Annotated in this window: 19 protein-coding genes; 8 read left to right on the top strand and 11 right to left on the bottom strand. The window is 60.8% G+C overall.

The features are described from left to right. Nucleotides 1-66: 66 nt before the first annotated feature. Nucleotides 67-390, bottom strand: a complete 324-nt coding sequence (locus tag APH41_RS07685) for a DUF2025 family protein (RefSeq protein WP_014719621.1) — start codon at nucleotides 388-390, stop codon at nucleotides 67-69. Nucleotides 391-622: 232 nt separating this feature from the next. On the opposite strand from APH41_RS07685, the gene APH41_RS07680 reads away from it, so the two are divergent. The 3 genes from APH41_RS07680 (at nucleotide 623) to APH41_RS07670 (ending at nucleotide 3,315) form a co-directional block, all read left to right on the top strand. After that, entirely contained in the window at nucleotides 623-1,750 is a 1,128-nt protein-coding gene (locus APH41_RS07680; RefSeq protein WP_034128488.1) for a glycerophosphodiester phosphodiesterase, read from the top strand. A 94-nt stretch (nucleotides 1,751-1,844) separates the two neighbouring features. Next, a complete protein-coding gene (locus APH41_RS07675; RefSeq protein WP_034128489.1) occupies nucleotides 1,845-2,150 on the top strand; it encodes a PepSY domain-containing protein in 306 nt (101 codons plus the stop codon). Nucleotides 2,151-2,295: 145 nt separating this feature from the next. Next, nucleotides 2,296-3,315 (top strand): transporter, encoded by a 1,020-nt coding sequence (locus APH41_RS07670; protein ID WP_034128490.1) that lies wholly within the window; start codon nucleotides 2,296-2,298, stop codon nucleotides 3,313-3,315. A gap of 117 nt (nucleotides 3,316-3,432) precedes the next feature. Here the strand turns inward: APH41_RS07670 and APH41_RS07665 are convergent, their stop codons facing one another. Genes APH41_RS07665 through APH41_RS07655 form a run of 3 tightly spaced genes read right to left on the bottom strand, consistent with a single transcriptional unit; the run spans nucleotide 3,433 to nucleotide 6,097 of the window. Further along, entirely contained in the window at nucleotides 3,433-4,407 is a 975-nt protein-coding gene (locus tag APH41_RS07665; RefSeq protein WP_054918276.1) for a biotin-dependent carboxyltransferase family protein, read from the bottom strand. After that, on the bottom strand, nucleotides 4,404-5,282 hold the full coding sequence (locus APH41_RS07660; RefSeq protein WP_054896726.1) for an allophanate hydrolase subunit 1: 879 nt from the start codon (nucleotides 5,280-5,282) through the stop codon (nucleotides 4,404-4,406). The genes APH41_RS07665 and APH41_RS07660 overlap by 4 nt, the downstream gene beginning before the upstream one ends. Nucleotides 5,283-5,338: 56 nt before the next feature. Next, complete coding sequence (locus APH41_RS07655) at nucleotides 5,339-6,097, bottom strand: 5-oxoprolinase subunit PxpA (protein ID WP_054896725.1); 759 nt, start codon at nucleotides 6,095-6,097, stop codon at nucleotides 5,339-5,341. A gap of 249 nt (nucleotides 6,098-6,346) precedes the next feature. Between APH41_RS07655 and APH41_RS07650 the strand changes: the two genes are divergently transcribed. Then, nucleotides 6,347-7,264 carry a LysR family transcriptional regulator gene (locus APH41_RS07650; protein ID WP_014719628.1) on the top strand — a complete coding sequence of 306 codons (918 nt, stop codon included), beginning with the start codon at nucleotides 6,347-6,349 and terminating at the stop codon, nucleotides 7,262-7,264. Here APH41_RS07650 and APH41_RS07645 read toward each other — a convergent pair. Further along, nucleotides 7,261-8,157, bottom strand: a complete 897-nt coding sequence (locus APH41_RS07645; RefSeq protein ID WP_054918273.1) for a LysR family transcriptional regulator — start codon at nucleotides 8,155-8,157, stop codon at nucleotides 7,261-7,263. The genes APH41_RS07650 and APH41_RS07645 overlap by 4 nt on opposite strands. Nucleotides 8,158-8,262: 105 nt before the next feature. Between APH41_RS07645 and APH41_RS07640 the strand changes: the two genes are divergently transcribed. Beyond that, complete coding sequence (locus tag APH41_RS07640) at nucleotides 8,263-9,021, top strand: SDR family NAD(P)-dependent oxidoreductase (RefSeq protein WP_054896722.1); 759 nt, start codon at nucleotides 8,263-8,265, stop codon at nucleotides 9,019-9,021. Between the two features lie 11 nt (nucleotides 9,022-9,032). On the opposite strand, the gene APH41_RS07635 is transcribed toward APH41_RS07640, so the two are convergent. Further along, on the bottom strand, nucleotides 9,033-9,470 hold the full coding sequence (locus APH41_RS07635; RefSeq protein WP_054896721.1) for a multidrug/biocide efflux PACE transporter: 438 nt from the start codon (nucleotides 9,468-9,470) through the stop codon (nucleotides 9,033-9,035). An 88-nt stretch (nucleotides 9,471-9,558) separates the two neighbouring features. Between APH41_RS07635 and APH41_RS07630 the strand changes: the two genes are divergently transcribed. Beyond that, nucleotides 9,559-10,413 carry a LysR family transcriptional regulator gene (locus tag APH41_RS07630; protein WP_054918271.1) on the top strand — a complete coding sequence of 285 codons (855 nt, stop codon included), beginning with the start codon at nucleotides 9,559-9,561 and terminating at the stop codon, nucleotides 10,411-10,413. A 112-nt stretch (nucleotides 10,414-10,525) separates the two neighbouring features. Here the strand turns inward: APH41_RS07630 and APH41_RS07625 are convergent, their stop codons facing one another. The 4 genes from APH41_RS07625 to APH41_RS07610 are packed head-to-tail and all read right to left on the bottom strand — an operon-like array spanning nucleotide 10,526 to nucleotide 13,062. Then, the gene (locus APH41_RS07625) at nucleotides 10,526-11,749 is read right to left on the bottom strand and encodes an RNA polymerase sigma factor (RefSeq protein WP_054918267.1); all 1,224 of its coding nucleotides are present in this window, start codon (nucleotides 11,747-11,749) and stop codon (nucleotides 10,526-10,528) included. Further along, nucleotides 11,746-12,222 carry an SRPBCC family protein gene (locus APH41_RS07620; RefSeq protein ID WP_034128500.1) on the bottom strand — a complete coding sequence of 159 codons (477 nt, stop codon included), beginning with the start codon at nucleotides 12,220-12,222 and terminating at the stop codon, nucleotides 11,746-11,748. The genes APH41_RS07625 and APH41_RS07620 overlap by 4 nt, the downstream gene beginning before the upstream one ends. Before the next feature lie 24 nt (nucleotides 12,223-12,246). Then, nucleotides 12,247-12,600, bottom strand: coding sequence for a YciI family protein (locus tag APH41_RS07615; protein ID WP_034128501.1), 354 nt, complete (start codon nucleotides 12,598-12,600; stop codon nucleotides 12,247-12,249). A 42-nt stretch (nucleotides 12,601-12,642) separates the two neighbouring features. Continuing rightward, nucleotides 12,643-13,062 (bottom strand): nuclear transport factor 2 family protein, encoded by a 420-nt coding sequence (locus APH41_RS07610; RefSeq protein WP_054918266.1) that lies wholly within the window; start codon nucleotides 13,060-13,062, stop codon nucleotides 12,643-12,645. Nucleotides 13,063-13,207: 145 nt separating this feature from the next. Here APH41_RS07610 and APH41_RS07605 point away from each other — a divergent pair, with 145 nt between their 5' ends. Beyond that, nucleotides 13,208-13,699 carry an N-acetyltransferase gene (locus tag APH41_RS07605; protein WP_014719637.1) on the top strand — a complete coding sequence of 164 codons (492 nt, stop codon included), beginning with the start codon at nucleotides 13,208-13,210 and terminating at the stop codon, nucleotides 13,697-13,699. 66 nt (nucleotides 13,700-13,765) lie between these two features. Here the strand turns inward: APH41_RS07605 and APH41_RS07600 are convergent, their stop codons facing one another. Beyond that, a complete protein-coding gene (locus APH41_RS07600) occupies nucleotides 13,766-14,248 on the bottom strand; it encodes a GyrI-like domain-containing protein (protein WP_034128503.1) in 483 nt (160 codons plus the stop codon). A 195-nt stretch (nucleotides 14,249-14,443) separates the two neighbouring features. Between APH41_RS07600 and alaC the strand changes: the two genes are divergently transcribed. Then, the gene (gene alaC / locus APH41_RS07595; protein WP_054918265.1) at nucleotides 14,444-15,655 is read left to right on the top strand and encodes an alanine transaminase; all 1,212 of its coding nucleotides are present in this window, start codon (nucleotides 14,444-14,446) and stop codon (nucleotides 15,653-15,655) included. The last annotated feature ends 8 nt before the right edge of the window (nucleotides 15,656-15,663 follow it).

Genomic DNA, 15,663 nt, shown 5'->3' with positions numbered 1-15,663 from the left:
GCAGTGATACTATCGCAGGCAAGCCAGCTCCCACATTTGCTCGTCATCGTTAGCAATCGCGGACGCTCAGCTCACCAAACTACGCAACGCGCTGATCTGCGGGATCTCTACCCGGCGCATATACACACGCAGCGGCTCGGTGATGTTGATGCGTTCGTCGATATTCTGGTCGAGCAACAACTGCAGGCGCGCTCGGCACAGGGTCATGGTGTGGTCGGCGGCCGGCAGCCAGACGAACTCGGCCGTGGGGATGATGCCGTCATCGGCCACGTCCATGCCGAATGAGTCTTCGCTGAATCGTACGATGTACTGGCCGGTCTTGCGGTTGAGGCCGACAAATCCCTGGAGTTGGTCGGCGGCCTGGCAGATAAGCTCGGAAGTGATGCGCATGGTAAACCTCACTGAAAAGTCCCACAGGGACTGGAAAGATGGTTTACACGCGTGGCAGAAAATACCGCCCTCTGGCGGGGCAGCTACCCGTAAGAATACTGCAACACCCTGCAAAAAAGTCGACAAAATTGGCCGGTGCGCACGTTAATGTCGGTTTGGTGATAGCGCCGTTCGCAATCAATTGTTAAAAAGGACACCTTCTCAAAGTTACCTCCACGAAAGGACTTCGCATATGCCTGTCACGTTTTCCAAAAGCGCCTTGCTGCTGGCGTTGATGCTCGGCCTTGGCCAGGCACAGGCTGCCGAGCCGGTCAGCCCGGCCGAATTGGCGACAAACGAAGGCATTCCCTACCCTGCCGTGATCGCTCACCGTGGTGCTTCCTACGATGCGCCTGAATCCACCGCCGCTGCCTACAAGGTTGCACGCGACCTGGGTGCCGACTACCTGGAACTGGACTTGCAACGCAGCAAGGACGGCGTACTGTTCGCCCTGCACGACAACAACCTGCAGCGCACCACCGACGTCGCCACCAAGTTCCCCGAGCGCAAAGACGCGCCTGCCAACGAATTCACCTGGAAAGAACTGCAAACCCTCGACGCCGGCAGCTGGTTCAACGCCGCCTACCCGGACCGCGCGCGCCCTGGTTTCGTTGGCCTGAAAATCCTGAGCCTGGACGACATCATCAAGATCGCCGAAGGCAACCCCTCGCACAAACCCGGCCTGTACATCGAGACCAAGGAGCCCAAGCAGTTCCCCGGTATCGAAGCCGACCTGAAAAACAAGCTGCTCGACAAAGGCTGGCTGAGCTCCGCCGGCTCCAAGCTGGGCAAGAGCAACACCGGTGTCGGCCAAGGCAAGGGCCGCGTGGTGCTGCAAACCTTCGAAACCGCCAGCCTTAAAGAGCTGCAGAAGGAAATGCCCAACACCCCGAAAATCCTGCTGTTGTGGGTAGGTGAAGGCAGCATCGAGCCCAAATCCAAAGTGACCTTCGCCGAGTCTGGCGAAGCCACCAAGGCCGCCTACTACGCCAAGCAAGAGCCCAAAGACGCCGCCGAATTCGAAAAGTGGGTCGATGAGGCCAAAAGCCTCGGCGCCATCGGAACCGGCCCGTCGGCTGAGCTGACCGACCACGGCGACCAGAGCTACACCGACCTGGTGAAGCCGGAAATGAACAAGCTGACCCACGACAAGGGCCTGCTAGTGCATGTGTATACCGTGGATGAGCCGGTGGACTTCGAGAAGGTCATGAAGGCCGGCGTCGATGGCATCTTTACCAACCGCGCCGCCGAGCTGTTGAAGTTCTACAAGCGCTGGCCGTCGTCCAGCGTGCAAGACCTGCTCAACGACCATAAGTACTAAAAGCGTTGGTGTCAGTGAGCCATTAAGGCTGAGTTAAGTTGCGCTGGTTAATCTGGCGCCACTTAAACAGCTCAACCTAAGAAGGACATACACCATGAAAACCTTGACCGCCCTGTTCGCCGCTACTGCCCTGACCTTGACCGCCGGCCTGGCCCAGGCTGATGTTCGTCCAGACCAGATTCCCAGCCTGCTCAAGACCGGTGAAGTGATGGCGTTCGAAAAGCTCAACGCCGCCGCCGTCGCCCAACATGCCGGCGCTACCATCAACGATACCGAGTTGGATCACGAAGCTGGCAAGCTGGTCTACGAAGTGGACCTGACCGACACCACCGGCAAGAAATGGGATGTGAAGCTCGACGCCAAGACCGGTGCCGTGCTGGAAAACAAGCAAGACACCTGAGTTGAACCTTGAAAAAACGCGCCACCTTCGGGTGGCGCGTTTTTTTATGCGCGCCTCAAACCGTCACATAACCGTCATACCACCTTGCAATGATTCGCTCAGGAACCTGTGAAACGTCCTACAGGCCCTTTCTCTGCGAGTCGCCATGAACCACAGCATCGACCACGGCCATCAAGATTCCGATCTGTTTGGCCTGCTTTACGGTTTTCGTTTTCGCCCCGGCGAGAAAGGCCAACAAATTGATTCCGCCACCGCCCTCGCCACCTTACAGCAACCGCCAGACCCGGACGAATTCCTGTGGCTGCACCTGAACCTGGCGCACGCCGCCTGCGAGCGCTGGATGCAGGCGCATCTGTCATTGCCAGAAGAGTTTTTTGAAGCCTTGCATGAAGGCTCACGCTCCACGCGCATCGAGCATGTGGACTCGGCCTTATTGGCCGTGGTCAACGATGTGGTGTTCAACTTCAGCAGCATGGTGTCGTCGGATATTTCCACGCTGTGGGTGTGCGCGCGCAGCCGCTTGCTGGTGAGCGCACGCCTGCAGCCGTTGCACTCGGTGGATAAATTGCGCTCGTCGGTGAAGGCCGGCGAACACTTTCGCTCCCCCTTGGAGCTGTTGGTGCACCTGCTGCGCGACCAGGGCGAAGTGCTGACGCAGATCGTGCGCAAGACCAGCATCAGCGTTGACCAAATCGAGGATCAGCTGTTGTCTTCGCGCCTGTCCACCAACCGTGCCGAACTGGGCGCCGCCCGCCGCGTGCTGGTGCGCCTGCAACGCCTGCTGGCTTTGGAGCCGGGCTCGCTGCTACGCCTGCTCAATCGCCCGCCGCAATGGCTGCAAAAGGAAGACGTGAAGGAATTGCGCAAATCCACCGAGGAGTTTGCGCTGATCATCAACGACCTGACCGCCCTGGGCGAACGCATCAAACTGTTGCAGGAAGAGATTGCCGCCAACCTCAATGAACAGAGCAACCGCACATTGTTTACCCTCACGGTGGTGACGGTGCTGGCGCTGCCGATCAACATCATTGCCGGTTTTTTTGGCATGAATGTGGGTGGGGTGCCCCTGTCCCAAGACCCGGAAGGCTTCTGGATACTGGTGGCCTTGGTCGCAACCTTCACCCTGATCGCTGGGCGGTGGGCATTCCGCAAATTCTCAAATTGAAATAAGCCCAAAGGTGGGAACTGGCTTGCCTGCGATTGCGGTGTATCAGCCAAGACAATGCAAGCAGACCCACCGCTATCGCAGGCAAGCCAGCTTCCACAGGGGTTAAGCGTATGTTCAGTGATTGAAGAGTCCCGTCATCGCTCTGAGCCGCTTCTTGTACAACCGCCGCGCCTCCAAAGCCTCCTCCAGACTCACCGCCACAAACCCCGCTCGCTGGTTGGGCTGCATTTGCCCGATCAAGTCCAGGTCGGCGCTGATCACCGTGCCAATCATCGCGTAGCCACCGCCCGACACCGCATCGCGGTGCAGCACAATCGGCTCCAGCCCCGCCGGTACTTGAATCGAGCCAATCGGGTAGCAACTGTCCACGATGTTGGAAGGATCGGAGCCGGCGCCAAACGGCTGTTCCCGCGGCTGGAAGCTCAACGCGCTGCCGCCCTTGAAGCGATAGCCAATGCGATCGGCCTCGGAGCCGACCGTCCACGGCTCGGCAAAAAAGCTGCTTTTGGCCTCCAAGCTCAAGCGTTCGTAATACAGCCCCGGCACCACCCGCAACGTCACATCGCCGCCGACCGAACGCCGCAACGCCATCGGCAAGCTGTTGCCCGCACGCCCGGTACCGCTGGCGCTACCGATCGGCAATTGATCGCCCTCCTGCAAGCGTCGGCCATTAAACCCGCCGAGGGCGCCGAGGGTGTAGGTGGAGCGGCTGCCGAGCACCAACGGCACGTCGATACCGCCGGCGACGGCGAGGTAGGTGCGTGCGCCGGCCTTGGGAAACTCGAACCGCAGCACCTGCCCGGCGCGTACGGCAAAGGCGGTGTCCTGATGCACCACTTCACCGTCCAGGCGCGGCGACATCAAGGCGCCGCTCAAGGCCACCAGCGCGTCCTGCTGGAACTCCAGCGCCGGCCCGATCAGCGTGCATTCCAGGCCCGCCGCGCCCACGGGATTGCCCACCAGGTGGTTGGCCGCACTCAACGCGTATTGGTCCAGCGCCCCCGATGGTGGGATGCCTAAATGGTAATAACCTTCGCGGCCCAGGTCCTGCACGGAGGTGGCGAGGCCGGGTTTGAGGACCTTGATCATGCCAGCGCCTCCTGCAGGGTTTTCGGATAGCCGATGGGGTCGGCGAGAAAGGCATCCAGGGAAAACTCCACCGGGCGAATGCGCAAGTCGAAACGCCCGGCGTCCACCTCGGCGACCGCCAGGTCATATGCCTCGCGGTCCATCGGCTTGAACTGCACGATATCGCCAGGGCGGAAGAACACCATGTGCTCCTTGAGGTACGCCAACTGCTGCGCCGGGTCGTAGATCGGTGCCGGGGTAACGCCGAACATCTGATAACCGCCCGCCCCTCGCACTGAGTAGATACAGCCAAAGCAACCGCCATGGCCCAGGGTCAGTTTCGGTGTGTCGGTGCGTGGCCGCAGGTATTTGGGCACCTGCAATTGCCGCTCGCGTTCGACCATCTGGAACATGAACGGCAAGCCCGCGACAAAGCCGACCATCGACACAAACCACGGCGCGCCACTGTGGGCGGCGATGAACGCGTCCACGTCGGCCAGGCCATTGATGCGTGCCGCGTATTCCAGGTCTGTGCCGCTGGGGTCTTGGTGGCGGTCACGAAAACGCATCAGGGTTTCGTGGGTCCAGGGGTCGTTATAGAGCACCGGGATTTCGATGATGCGCGTGCGCAAGGTGCGTTCGGCCACGGCCTGGGCTTCGGCGCTTTGCACGGCGTCGAGCAGCGCGTGAGGGGCGATGCGGTCAGGGTCGAAGCGAATCTGGAAGGATGCATTGGCCAGGCACACATCCAGTACGCCTTCCAGTGCCAGGCGCTCCACGGCGCGGGTCACCGCCATGCCCTTGAAAAAAGCCTCCAGGGACATGCTGTCGCTGACCTCGGCAAACAGATGTTCATCACCGCCGAAGCTATAGCGGATGGGGGACGTTTCAGCCATGTCTGTTCCTCTTGGAATCTTTGTAGAAAGGCAGGCAAAAAAGTAAGGGTTGGATCTTATCGGGGTGTTCTGACGTCGATACCCGCCTGGTCCAAGGCTTCACGGGTAGCCTCCACCAGATCCAGGGCGCCAGGGGTGTCGCTGTGCAGGCAGATGGAATCGAATTCGATCGCAAGGTCTTCGCCTTCGACGGTACGTACCAGGCCGGCCTGACACGCACGCAAGACCCGGGCGGCCACTGTGGCTGGGGCCAGCGCCCGCACATTGCGGGTAAACACGATGGAGCCGCTCAGGTCGTATTCACGGTCGGCATAGAACTCGCGCACCACCGGCTGCCCCAGTTCCTTGGCGATGCGCCAGATCACTGAGTTGGGCATGCAGTACAGCATCAGCGTGGGCTCAATGATTTGCAGGTTCTGCACCAACAGCCGGGCGGCCTCTTCATCACGGGCCAGGTGCATGTAAAGCGCGCCGTGAGGCTTGATATGTTGCAGGGTCACGCCTTGGGCACGAGCCATTTCACGCAGGGCACCGAGCTGGTAGAGCATGTCGTCCACCAGTTCCTGGGCCGGTGCGTTGATATGCCGGCGACCGAAACCCACCAGGTCACGAAAGCCTGGGTGCGCGCCGATGGCCACACCCAGTTGCTTGGCGCGCTCGACGGTGCGGCGCATGGTGCCCGGATCGCCAGCGTGAAAGCCGGTGGCGATATTGGCCGAGCTGATATAGCCCATCAGCTCTGCGTCGACGCCGTCGCCGATGGTCCAGGGGCCAAAGCTTTCGCCCATGTCTGAATTGAAATCCACTGCCTGCATCAGGGTCGCTCCGCCAAAGGTGATGCCCGCAAAGTAGGCCGGGGCTTGACCCCTTGGGAAGATCTATTATCAGATGGCCCATCTTCTGAAAATCAGATAGCTTTTTATCCTCGACCCCAGATCGTTCCCACGCTCTGCGTGGGAATGCAGCCATGGACGCTTTGCGTCCGCACTTGAGACCGGGACGCGGAGCGCCACAAGAGGTATTCCCACGCAGAGCATGGGAACGATCAATAAGCAGAGTGCGATATGTCTTTAACCTTGCGCCAGGTTCGCTACTTCGTCGCCACCGCCGAGATCGGCCAGATATCCCAGGCGGCGATTCACTTGAATATTTCCCAATCGGCGGTGACCACGGCGATCAAGGAGCTGGAAGCCATGCTCGGCGTGCAGTTGTTCGTGCGCTCGGCCCAAGGCATGAACCTCACCGACGCCGGGCGGCATTTTCTCAACCGTGCCTATGTGATTGTGCGCAGCGTGGAGGACGCCCTCAACAGCCCGTTGCCGGACTACCGCGCCAGCGGCGTGCTGCGGGTGGCGGCCAGTTACACCGTGCTGGGTTATTTCCTGCCGCACCATTTACAGCGCATGGAGCATTGGCATCCGGACGTAACCATCGAGGTGTTCGAACAGGAGCGCCAGGCCATCGAACAGGGCCTGCTCGACGGCCAGTTCGACATGGCCGTGGTGCTGACCGCCAACCTTACCCACGCGGATATCGTCTCGGAAATTCTGTTCAACTCCGAGCGCCGCTTGTGGCTGCCCAGCCATCACCCGTTGTGCGAACGCGGAGCCGTGAGCCTGGCCGACGTGGCCCAGGAACCCTACATTTTGCTCACCGTCGACGAAGCCGAACACAGCGCCATGCGCTACTGGGAACAGGCCGGGCAAACGCCCAAGGTGCGGCTGCGCACCAGCTCAGTGGAGGCGGTGCGCAGCATGGTTGCCAACGGCAGCGGCGTGGCGATCCTGTCAGACCTGGTGCACCGGCCCTGGTCCCTGGAAGGCAAACGCATCGAAACCCTGACCGTGACCGACCCGGTCACACCCATGAGCGTCGGCCTGGCCTGGCACCGCGAGCGCGCGTTTACCCCAGCGATGCAAGCGTTCCGGGATTACTTCCACGACGCGTTTCTGGCGCCCCAGCAGTTGTCGGCACGCCGTTAAAGATGAGCTTGCAGGGTGGCGGTCAACCAGTCCATGAACAGCCGCACTCGCAACGGCAGATGCCGCTGGCCGGCGTACAGCAACGACACATCCAAGGGCGGCGCTTGGTAGTCGGGCAGCACCGCCACCAACTCGCCGCTGGCCAATAAGTCGCGTATCCCGAGCTGCGGCACCTGGGTGATGCCAAACCCGCCCAGGCACGCCGATTGATAGGCGTCGGTGCTGTTGACCGTCACCCGGCCTGCCATCGGCAGCCGCTGCACCTTGTTGCCCACCATGTATTCGAACCCGGCCGAGCGTGCGCCCAGCGGCCGCACATAATGCACCAACTGGTGATGCGCCAGGTCTGCCAGGGTTTCGGGCACGCCATACCGTTGCAGGTACGCCGCGCTCGCGCAGTTGACCATCGGCATGCTGCACACCCGCCGCGCTACCACGGTTTGATCGGGCTGGGCGCCGACGCGCACCACGCAATCAAAACCTTCGGCGATCAGGTCCACCTGGCGGTCCGAACCGCTGATCTCCATGTCGATCAGAGGATGGCGCGCCATGAAGGTGGGCAGGTTCGGCAAGATCACGCTGCGTGCCATGACGTTAGGCATGTCTACTCGAATGCGCCCGGCCAGTTGGGTCTCATCCTGGCGAAACAGGCCCTCGAGCTCTTCCATATGCGCCAGCAGGTCCTTGCTGCGTTCATACAACACACGGCCATCCTGGGTCGCCTGCACCTTGCGCGTGGTGCGTTGCAACAGTCGCGCACCGAGCAGCTCTTCCAGGGCCTGCACATGCTCGGACACGGTGGAGCGCGGCAGGCCGAGGCTTTCACCGGCCTGGGTGAAACTCGACAATTCGGTCACCCGTACGAAGGTGCGCAGCAGCTCTAGCTTGTTCATGGATTGTTCGCCTTATCCGGCCAGTGATTCCGCTATAGCACTGTTTATCACGTTATAGGCGGACAAATACACTCACTCCCACTGACCCCCACTGAGGACTGCACCATGACCCGTAAAATCGCACTCATCACCGGCGCCAGTCGTGGCCTGGGCAAAAGCGCCGCCCTGCACCTGGCTGCGCAAGGCATCGACATCATCGGCACTTACCACAGCGCAGCGGCCGAAGCCCAAGCCGTGGTTGCCCAGGTAGAGGCCTTGGGCGGTCGCGCCGCCATGCTGCAATTGGACGTCAGCCAGAGCGCAACCTTCGATGCATTCGTTGGGCAGATCGGCACCCTGCTCAAGGATGTGTTCGCCCAGGAACATTTCAACTTCCTGATCAACAACGCCGGGGTTGGCACCTACGCAAGCTTTGCCGAAACCACCGAAGCCCAGTTCGACCAGTTGGTGGCGATCCATGTGAAGGCACCGTTTTTCCTCACGCAAAAACTGCTGCCGCTGATCAGCGATGGCGGGCGCATTATCAATGTCTCCAGCGGCCTGGCGCGCTTCAGCCTGCCGGGTTATGCCGCTTACGCGTCCATGAAAGGCGCGGTGGAAGTCTTGTCGCGCTACCAGGCTAAAGAGCTGGGCCCACGGGGTATTACCGTGAACACCCTGGCACCGGGCGCGATTGCCACTGACTTCGGCGGCGGCGCGGTACGCGATAACACCGATGTGAATGCGATGGTTGCCAATAACACCGCCCTGGGCCGCGCTGGCTTGCCGGACGATATTGGCGGGGCGATTTCGACCTTGCTGGCCGATGGCAGTCATTGGATCACCGGCCAGCGGATCGAGGCATCGGGCGGGATGTTCCTATGAGCGACGCACGCCTACGGGGTAACTGGGGTTTTACCGGCGAATTTCTCACGCAGCACGTCATAACCCCAGTGGTACACGTAGGTGTACGGCAGGAAGAACAGCAACACGCCAATGTCGAGGATGAAGGCTTCCAGCAGGCTGATCTTCATCAAGGCGGCAATCAACGGCACTGCCAAGAGAATCAGGCCGCCTTCAAACAACAGCGCGTGCAGCACACGGGTCCAACCACCGTTGGCCAGTTGCAGGCGGGTTTTAAGGCGGTCGAACAGGCTGTTGAACACCACGTTCCAGCTCAGTGCCAACAGGCTGATGCCCAGGGTCACTGCGCCCATTTCCAGCGCCGGCCGGCCGGTGATCCACACCAACAGCGGCGTGCAAATCAATAAGGCCAGCCCTTCGAAACCAAGGGCTTGAAACACGCGTTCAGTAAAGGATTTGGTAGGGGTCATGACCCGGCTCCGTGAGTGACGATGGTTGCCATGATCAGGCTTTGTATCGATACTTCATAACCAATAACCATCGATCAAGGCGATAGTCATGGCCTCCCATGAAGTGCTTCAGGCGTTTGTCCAGGCTGCCACCCAAGGCTCGTTTTCCGCGGCGGCGCGCAAGCTGGGCAAAAGCCAGTCCACCGTGAGCGCGGCAGTGGCCAGCCTTGAGATTGACCTGAACGTGTTGCTGTTTGACCGCAGCAGCCGCAAGCCGACCCTCACGCCGGCGGGGCAAGTGTTGCTGCAAAGGGCTGAGCAAGTGCTGGAAGCCAGTAGCCGCCTGGAGCTGGCAGCCAGTCAGTTATCGCAAGGCCTGGAGCCGAAGTTGAGTCTCGCCATGTCCGATACTTACCAATCCGATCGATTCGAGGTCGCCCTCACGGCCTTCGAGCAACGCTACCCGGACCTTGAGCTGGAATGCCTGATCGCGGAATGCGAAGACTTGATCGCACTGGTGCAAAGTGGCCGGGCGCAGATCGCGTTTATCGAGAAACAAGAAGCCTACCCGCCGGACCTTTCCTTCTCCACGGTGGAGGAGCGCACGGAGATCGCGCTGTTTGTCTCGCCTGGACACCCATTGGCGACCCTGGACAAGGTTCACCCGCACACCTTGCAACAACACCGGGAGTTGCGTTTGGCGAGCATCATCAGCCCCAATGAAAACCGCGGCACGCAGCGAGTATGGTCGGCGCCGAGTTACCTGATGCTGATGGAGATGGCACAGCTGGGGTTTGGCTGGGCACCGATTCCACGCTGGCTGGTGGAGCGCTTTGGCGGCAACCAGTTGGTTGAACTCAAGGTGCGCAGTTGGCCGCGTTCGGTGGCGGTGGATGCGCTGTGGTCCCGGCACCAGCCGCCGGGGCCTGCGGGGAGCTGGTTGCTGGGCAAGATGCTGGAATGAGCCTGTAGGAGCGAGCTTGCTCGCGAAGAACGTCAACGATAACGCGTGCTTCCTGAAGAAACGTGGCGTCTGTGAGTTTTTCGCGAGCAAGCTCGCTCCTACATTTGGATCGTCACTGCCTGGAGGAATTGAGTTCGGCGAGACGCCGCGTGATGAAGCGTTTTTCTGGCGCCTGTTGCGTCAGCGACAGCGCTTTTTCGTACGCGCTGCGGGCTTCGTCAAACCGCCCCAACTGCCGGCAAAACTCCCCACGCGCCGAATGCGCCAAGTGGTAGTCCTGCAACTCACCGCGCTGCAAAAGATTGTCTACCAGCACCAACCCCGCCAACGGCCCCTGCTCCATCGCCACCGCTACCGCACGGTTCAACTCGATCACCGGCGACGGCACAGACCTGAGCAATACATCGTAGAGCCCGACAATCTGCCGCCAATCGGTTTCCCCTGCGCTGGGCGCCTCGGCGTGCACGGCGGCAATCGCAGCCTGCAAGCAATACGGCCCAAAGCGCGGGGTAATCAGCGCCTGCTCCACCAATGCGCAGCCTTCAGCGATCAAGGCCCTGTCCCAAAGCGTACGATCCTGAGCGTCCAACAGCACCAGTTCGCCGCTGGCAGAAGTGCGGGCAGGCCGACGCGACTCGTGCAGCAACATTAACGCCAGCAAGCCCATGACTTCCGGCTCGGGCAGCAACTCCAGCAGCAAACGCCCCAGGCGAATGGCCTCCAAGGTCAGGTCCTCACGGGTGAGGTCGGCACCCGCTGAGGCCGAATAGCCCTCGTTGAACACCAGGTAAATCACCCGCAGCACACTGTCCAATCGTTCGGGCAATTCGGCGCGGGACGGCACTTGATAGGGAATTCTCGCCTCACGGATCTTGCCCTTGGCGCGCACGATGCGTTGGGCAATGGTGGTGGGCGTGGCTAGAAAAGCGTGAGCGATGGCCTCGGTGCTCAGGTCGCAGATCTCGCGCAAGGTCAGCGCAACCTGGGCATCGGCTGCCAACGCTGGGTGGCAGCAAGTGAACATCAGGCGCAGGCGGTCGTCTTCCACGTCTTCATCAGTCCAAGGCGCGGCCTCCAACGCCTCGGCCTGCTCTTCCAATAACGGGGTAAAACGCGACTGCCGACGCAGGCGGTCGATGGCTTTGAAGCGACCGGTGGACACCAGCCACGCCCGTGGATTATCCGGCACGCCATCCTCGGGCCAGCGCTGCAGGGCGACGAAAAATGCTTCGTGCAGCGCCTCCTCGGCCAAGTCGAAATCACCCAGCACACGAATCAACGTCGCGAGCACGCGGCGTGATTCGCGGCGGTAAATAGCGTCGATCTGCTGGGTCAATCGACCATGTCCTCGGTCACCAACTTCACCAGGCGGTCCAGGCTCTGGCCCCAGCCGTCATGAAAGCCCATGGCTTCGTGGGCCTGCTTGTCCTCGGCACTCCAGTGCATGGCGCGGGCGGTATAGAGCGTCTTTTCGCCGACCTCCTCAAAGGTGACTTCGGCGCTCATGAACGGCTTGCCCGAAGGCACCCAACCCGGCATGAACGCGTCGGTAAACACCAGGCGGTTGGGCGCATCGATTTCCAGGAACACGCCCTGGGTCGGGAACTCGCTGCCATCGGGCGCACGCATCAAGGTGCGGAACAAGCCGCCGACCCACAGGTTCATCTCGCATTCAGGGGTGGTCATGCCGTGGGGGCCCCACCATTGTTGCAGCAGGGTTGGCTCAGTCCAGGCGCGAAACACCCGGCGGCGCGGCGCATCGATCAAGCGGCTGATGGACAGTTCAAATTGGGCGGGTTGAGTGTTCACGGGAAACCTCCTCACGTCTTTTGATTATTGTGTTGAGAGATTCAATTGGCGCACGGGGCGCACTTCCACACTGCCGACCCGGGCCGCCGGAATGCCGCCAGCCACCTGGAGCGCTTCATTGAGGTCCTTGGCGTCGATCAGGTAGAACCCGGCGAGCTGCTCCTTGGTTTCGGCAAACGGCCCGTCGGTGATCGACAGCTTGCCGTTGCGCATGCGCACGGTGGTGGCGGTGGTCACCGACTCCAGCGGCTCGGCGGCCAGCATGCGCCCGCTGGCCTGGACGGCCTCGGCGTAGGCCAGACATTCCGAGTCATGGGGGCTGTCGGGCGAAGTGTGCAACACCTGTTCATCGCTGTAGATCAGGCACAGGTATTTCATGGCGTTCTCCGTTTTCGGACTACTGACTATAGTTCGCGGTGCTCAAGGTTTCAGGTCGAACAACGCCGTGCCGCTTTGCATATCAAACGGCGCCGACCAGTGCTCGTGCACCACCTTCCATTGACCATCGATGCGCTGGTAGCCGGCGGTGACACGCATCCAGCAAGCCTTCACCTCACCGTCCGGCCCGGCACCGCCGCAGTGGGCCAGCCAGTGGGCAAATGCGCTGTCTGGCGCTTCGACGACATGCAATTCATGAAACTCGAAGATGCCGGGGCCGGGGCAGTGCTCCATGCACGCCTCCCAATGCGCGCGGTAGGCCGCCTTGCCCTTGAATTGCAGAGCGGTTACGGCGTCGAACGAGACGATATCGTCGGCGTAAAAGCTGACAATCTGGTCGATATCGCGACTGACAACGGCGTGTTTCCATTGCTCGATCAGGCTCTTGATTGCAGTGCTCATGGCGATGACTCCTTGGGGTGGAAAATCACGGAAGACACCCTTAGTCGAATGGCCCCGAGGGAAATCGACATCCCCCTGAAAAATAATTTCCTGTGGCTCAAACCCGATAAACTGCCACTTCTCTTGCAGCCGTTCGGATAGTCCCATGCCAACCCGCCTCGTTGCTTACGAGGCGCTGAACGCTGTGCAACAACAGCAAGTCGGCGCCATCGAAGTTCACCCTGAACAACTGCCGTTTTGCGGTGATATGTATTGCGCCCTCAATACCCTGCTGGCCAACCCGAGCCCTGGGGTCAAGGGCTTCGCGCTGTTGGTCGACGACCTTCCCGTGGCGTTCCTGCTGCTCAAGCGACCACCGTGCCTGCCTCATTGGGCCGATGAACACAGCGCCACACTCCACGCGCTACAGGTAGACCGGCATCAGCAGGGGCGTGGATACGGCAAGATGTGTTTGCAGGCGTTGCCCGCCGTGGCGCGCGAGGCCTGGCCGCAGATCAAGGGGTTGGAGTTGTCGGTGGATGCCCACAACCTGGCGGCAATGGGGTTGTATCTGGGGGCGGGATGGGTGGATCGCGGTGAGGCGTACAAGGGTCGTGTAGGGTATGAGCGTCGGTTGAGTTTCAGGTTTAATCCATAGCGGCAATGTCACGTAAACATGACTTTTAAGCGTGCATGTCGTGTTTACGTGACATCGGGTGCAGTGTCAGCCCCGCTCCCCGATCGGCAGCCAGATTTCCACCGTCCCCGTGCCCTTCCTGGCATCGAAGTCCGCGCTATAGCGCTCGAAATCCGCGCCCATGACCTTGTAGCCCGAGTGCGGCAGCCATTCGAACATGATGCGCTCGTAGGTTTGCTCAAGCGCCTGCACCGGCCCGTAGTGGGGGAACACGGCATAGTTGAGTGGCGGAATTTCGATCACCTCGAAATTGCTCGGCACGTCCTTCTTGGCCGGGACTTCAACACCTGCCAGGTAATCGAATTCGCCGTGATGCGGGTTATGGCACACCCCGTAGGTCACACCGCCGACGCGCTTCTTGATGTCCTTGATACAGGTATCGAACAACTCCCACAGCCGTGGGATATCGCCAACGGTGGCCTTCGAATATCGCCCTTGTACCCCGGCGATCACCAGGGCCTTACCGGCTTCCAGGCGTGACTCCAACGGTTTTTTTGTCTGCTGATCCATACGAACAGTCTCCTTCTTATGAGGGAACAAACCCGCATCGAGTATAGGGGCATATCCGCGTTGTACTCCATGTAGAAAAATTTCCTACGCATCTGGACAACTGGCCATCATCGCCCTTATTGTCTGCCCCGCAGGCCACCGCAGTGGCCGACGTCGCTCGGACGGTTCCGGGCGCTTACGTACCTCGAGGCAACAATGGCAGACCAAGGTTCGCCGCGCCGCTTTGCGCGCATAGATCGACTCCCCCCGTATGTTTTCAATATCACTGCCGAGCTGAAGATGGCTGCGCGTCGGCGCGGCGAAGACATCATCGACTTGAGCATGGGTAATCCTGACGGCGCCACGCCTCCTCATATCGTGGAGAAAATGGTCACCGTCGCCCAGCGTGAAGACACCCACGGCTACTCCACCTCCAAAGGCATTCCGCGCTTGCGCCGGGCGATTTCGCGTTGGTACAAGGACCGTTACGCGGTGGAAATCGACCCGGAGTCCGAAGCTATCGTGACCATCGGTTCCAAGGAAGGCCTGGCGCACTTGATGCTGGCCACCCTGGACCAGGGCGATACCGTGCTGGTGCCCAACCCCAGCTACCCGATTCATATCTACGGCGCAGTGATTGCCGGCGCCCAGGTACGTTCGGTGCCGCTGATACCGGGCGTGGATTTCTTCGCAGAGCTGGAACGCGCGATTCGCGGCTCGATCCCCAAGCCGAAGATGATGATCCTCGGCTTCCCGTCCAACCCAACCGCGCAGTGTGTGGAACTGGACTTCTTCGAACGGGTGATCGCCCTGGCCAAGCAGTACGACGTGCTGGTGGTGCACGACCTGGCCTACGCCGACATCGTCTACGACGGCTGGAAAGCCCCCTCGATCATGCAAGTGCCCGGCGCCAAGGACATTGCGGTGGAGTTTTTCACCCTGTCCAAGAGCTACAACATGGCCGGTTGGCGCATCGGCTTCATGGTGGGCAACCCTGAACTGGTCAACGCCCTGGCACGCATCAAGAGCTACCACGACTACGGCACCTTCACCCCGCTGCAAGTGGCGGCGATTGCGGCGCTGGAAGGCGACCAACAGTGCGTGAAGGACATCGCCGAGCAGTACCGCCAGCGTCGCAATGTGCTGGTCAAGGGCCTGCATGAACTGGGCTGGATGGTGGAGAATCCGAAGGCGTCGATGTACGTCTGGGCCAAGATTCCCGAGCAGTACGCGGCCATGGGCTCGCTGGAGTTTGCCAAGAAACTGCTATTGGAAGCGAAGGTGTGTGTGTCGCCGGGGATCGGCTTTGGTGAGTATGGCGACGATCATGTGCGCTTTGCGCTGATCGAAAACCAGGACCGGATTCGCCAGGCCGTGCGTGGGATTCGCGGGATGTTCAGGGCGGATGCCTTGGTCAGCAAAGCCTGACCTGATCT

Source organism: Pseudomonas sp. NBRC 111138, assembly GCF_001320835.1.
Taxonomy (GTDB): domain Bacteria; phylum Pseudomonadota; class Gammaproteobacteria; order Pseudomonadales; family Pseudomonadaceae; genus Aquipseudomonas; species Aquipseudomonas paracarnis.
Note: the sequence above shows the minus strand (reverse complement) of the source record. Positions and strands in the feature narration are given on the sequence as shown.

Coding starts and splice junctions, on each gene's coding strand:
- APH41_RS07635 (WP_054896721.1), bottom strand. CDS start 9,470: ATGACCCCTACCAAATCCTTTACTGAACGCGTGTTTCAAGCCCTTGGT.
- APH41_RS07655 (WP_054896725.1), bottom strand. CDS start 6,097: ATGCAGGCAGTGGATTTCAATTCAGACATGGGCGAAAGCTTTGGCCCC.
- APH41_RS07650 (WP_014719628.1), top strand. CDS start 6,347: ATGTCTTTAACCTTGCGCCAGGTTCGCTACTTCGTCGCCACCGCCGAG.
- APH41_RS07660 (WP_054896726.1), bottom strand. CDS start 5,282: ATGGCTGAAACGTCCCCCATCCGCTATAGCTTCGGCGGTGATGAACAT.
- APH41_RS07645 (WP_054918273.1), bottom strand. CDS start 8,157: ATGAACAAGCTAGAGCTGCTGCGCACCTTCGTACGGGTGACCGAATTG.
- APH41_RS07630 (WP_054918271.1), top strand. CDS start 9,559: ATGGCCTCCCATGAAGTGCTTCAGGCGTTTGTCCAGGCTGCCACCCAA.
- APH41_RS07640 (WP_054896722.1), top strand. CDS start 8,263: ATGACCCGTAAAATCGCACTCATCACCGGCGCCAGTCGTGGCCTGGGC.
- APH41_RS07670 (WP_034128490.1), top strand. CDS start 2,296: ATGAACCACAGCATCGACCACGGCCATCAAGATTCCGATCTGTTTGGC.
- APH41_RS07675 (WP_034128489.1), top strand. CDS start 1,845: ATGAAAACCTTGACCGCCCTGTTCGCCGCTACTGCCCTGACCTTGACC.
- alaC (WP_054918265.1), top strand. CDS start 14,444: ATGGCAGACCAAGGTTCGCCGCGCCGCTTTGCGCGCATAGATCGACTC.
- APH41_RS07685 (WP_014719621.1), bottom strand. CDS start 390: ATGCGCATCACTTCCGAGCTTATCTGCCAGGCCGCCGACCAACTCCAG.
- APH41_RS07615 (WP_034128501.1), bottom strand. CDS start 12,600: ATGAAATACCTGTGCCTGATCTACAGCGATGAACAGGTGTTGCACACT.
- APH41_RS07600 (WP_034128503.1), bottom strand. CDS start 14,248: ATGGATCAGCAGACAAAAAAACCGTTGGAGTCACGCCTGGAAGCCGGT.
- APH41_RS07605 (WP_014719637.1), top strand. CDS start 13,208: ATGCCAACCCGCCTCGTTGCTTACGAGGCGCTGAACGCTGTGCAACAA.
- APH41_RS07610 (WP_054918266.1), bottom strand. CDS start 13,062: ATGAGCACTGCAATCAAGAGCCTGATCGAGCAATGGAAACACGCCGTT.
- APH41_RS07665 (WP_054918276.1), bottom strand. CDS start 4,407: ATGATCAAGGTCCTCAAACCCGGCCTCGCCACCTCCGTGCAGGACCTG.
- APH41_RS07680 (WP_034128488.1), top strand. CDS start 623: ATGCCTGTCACGTTTTCCAAAAGCGCCTTGCTGCTGGCGTTGATGCTC.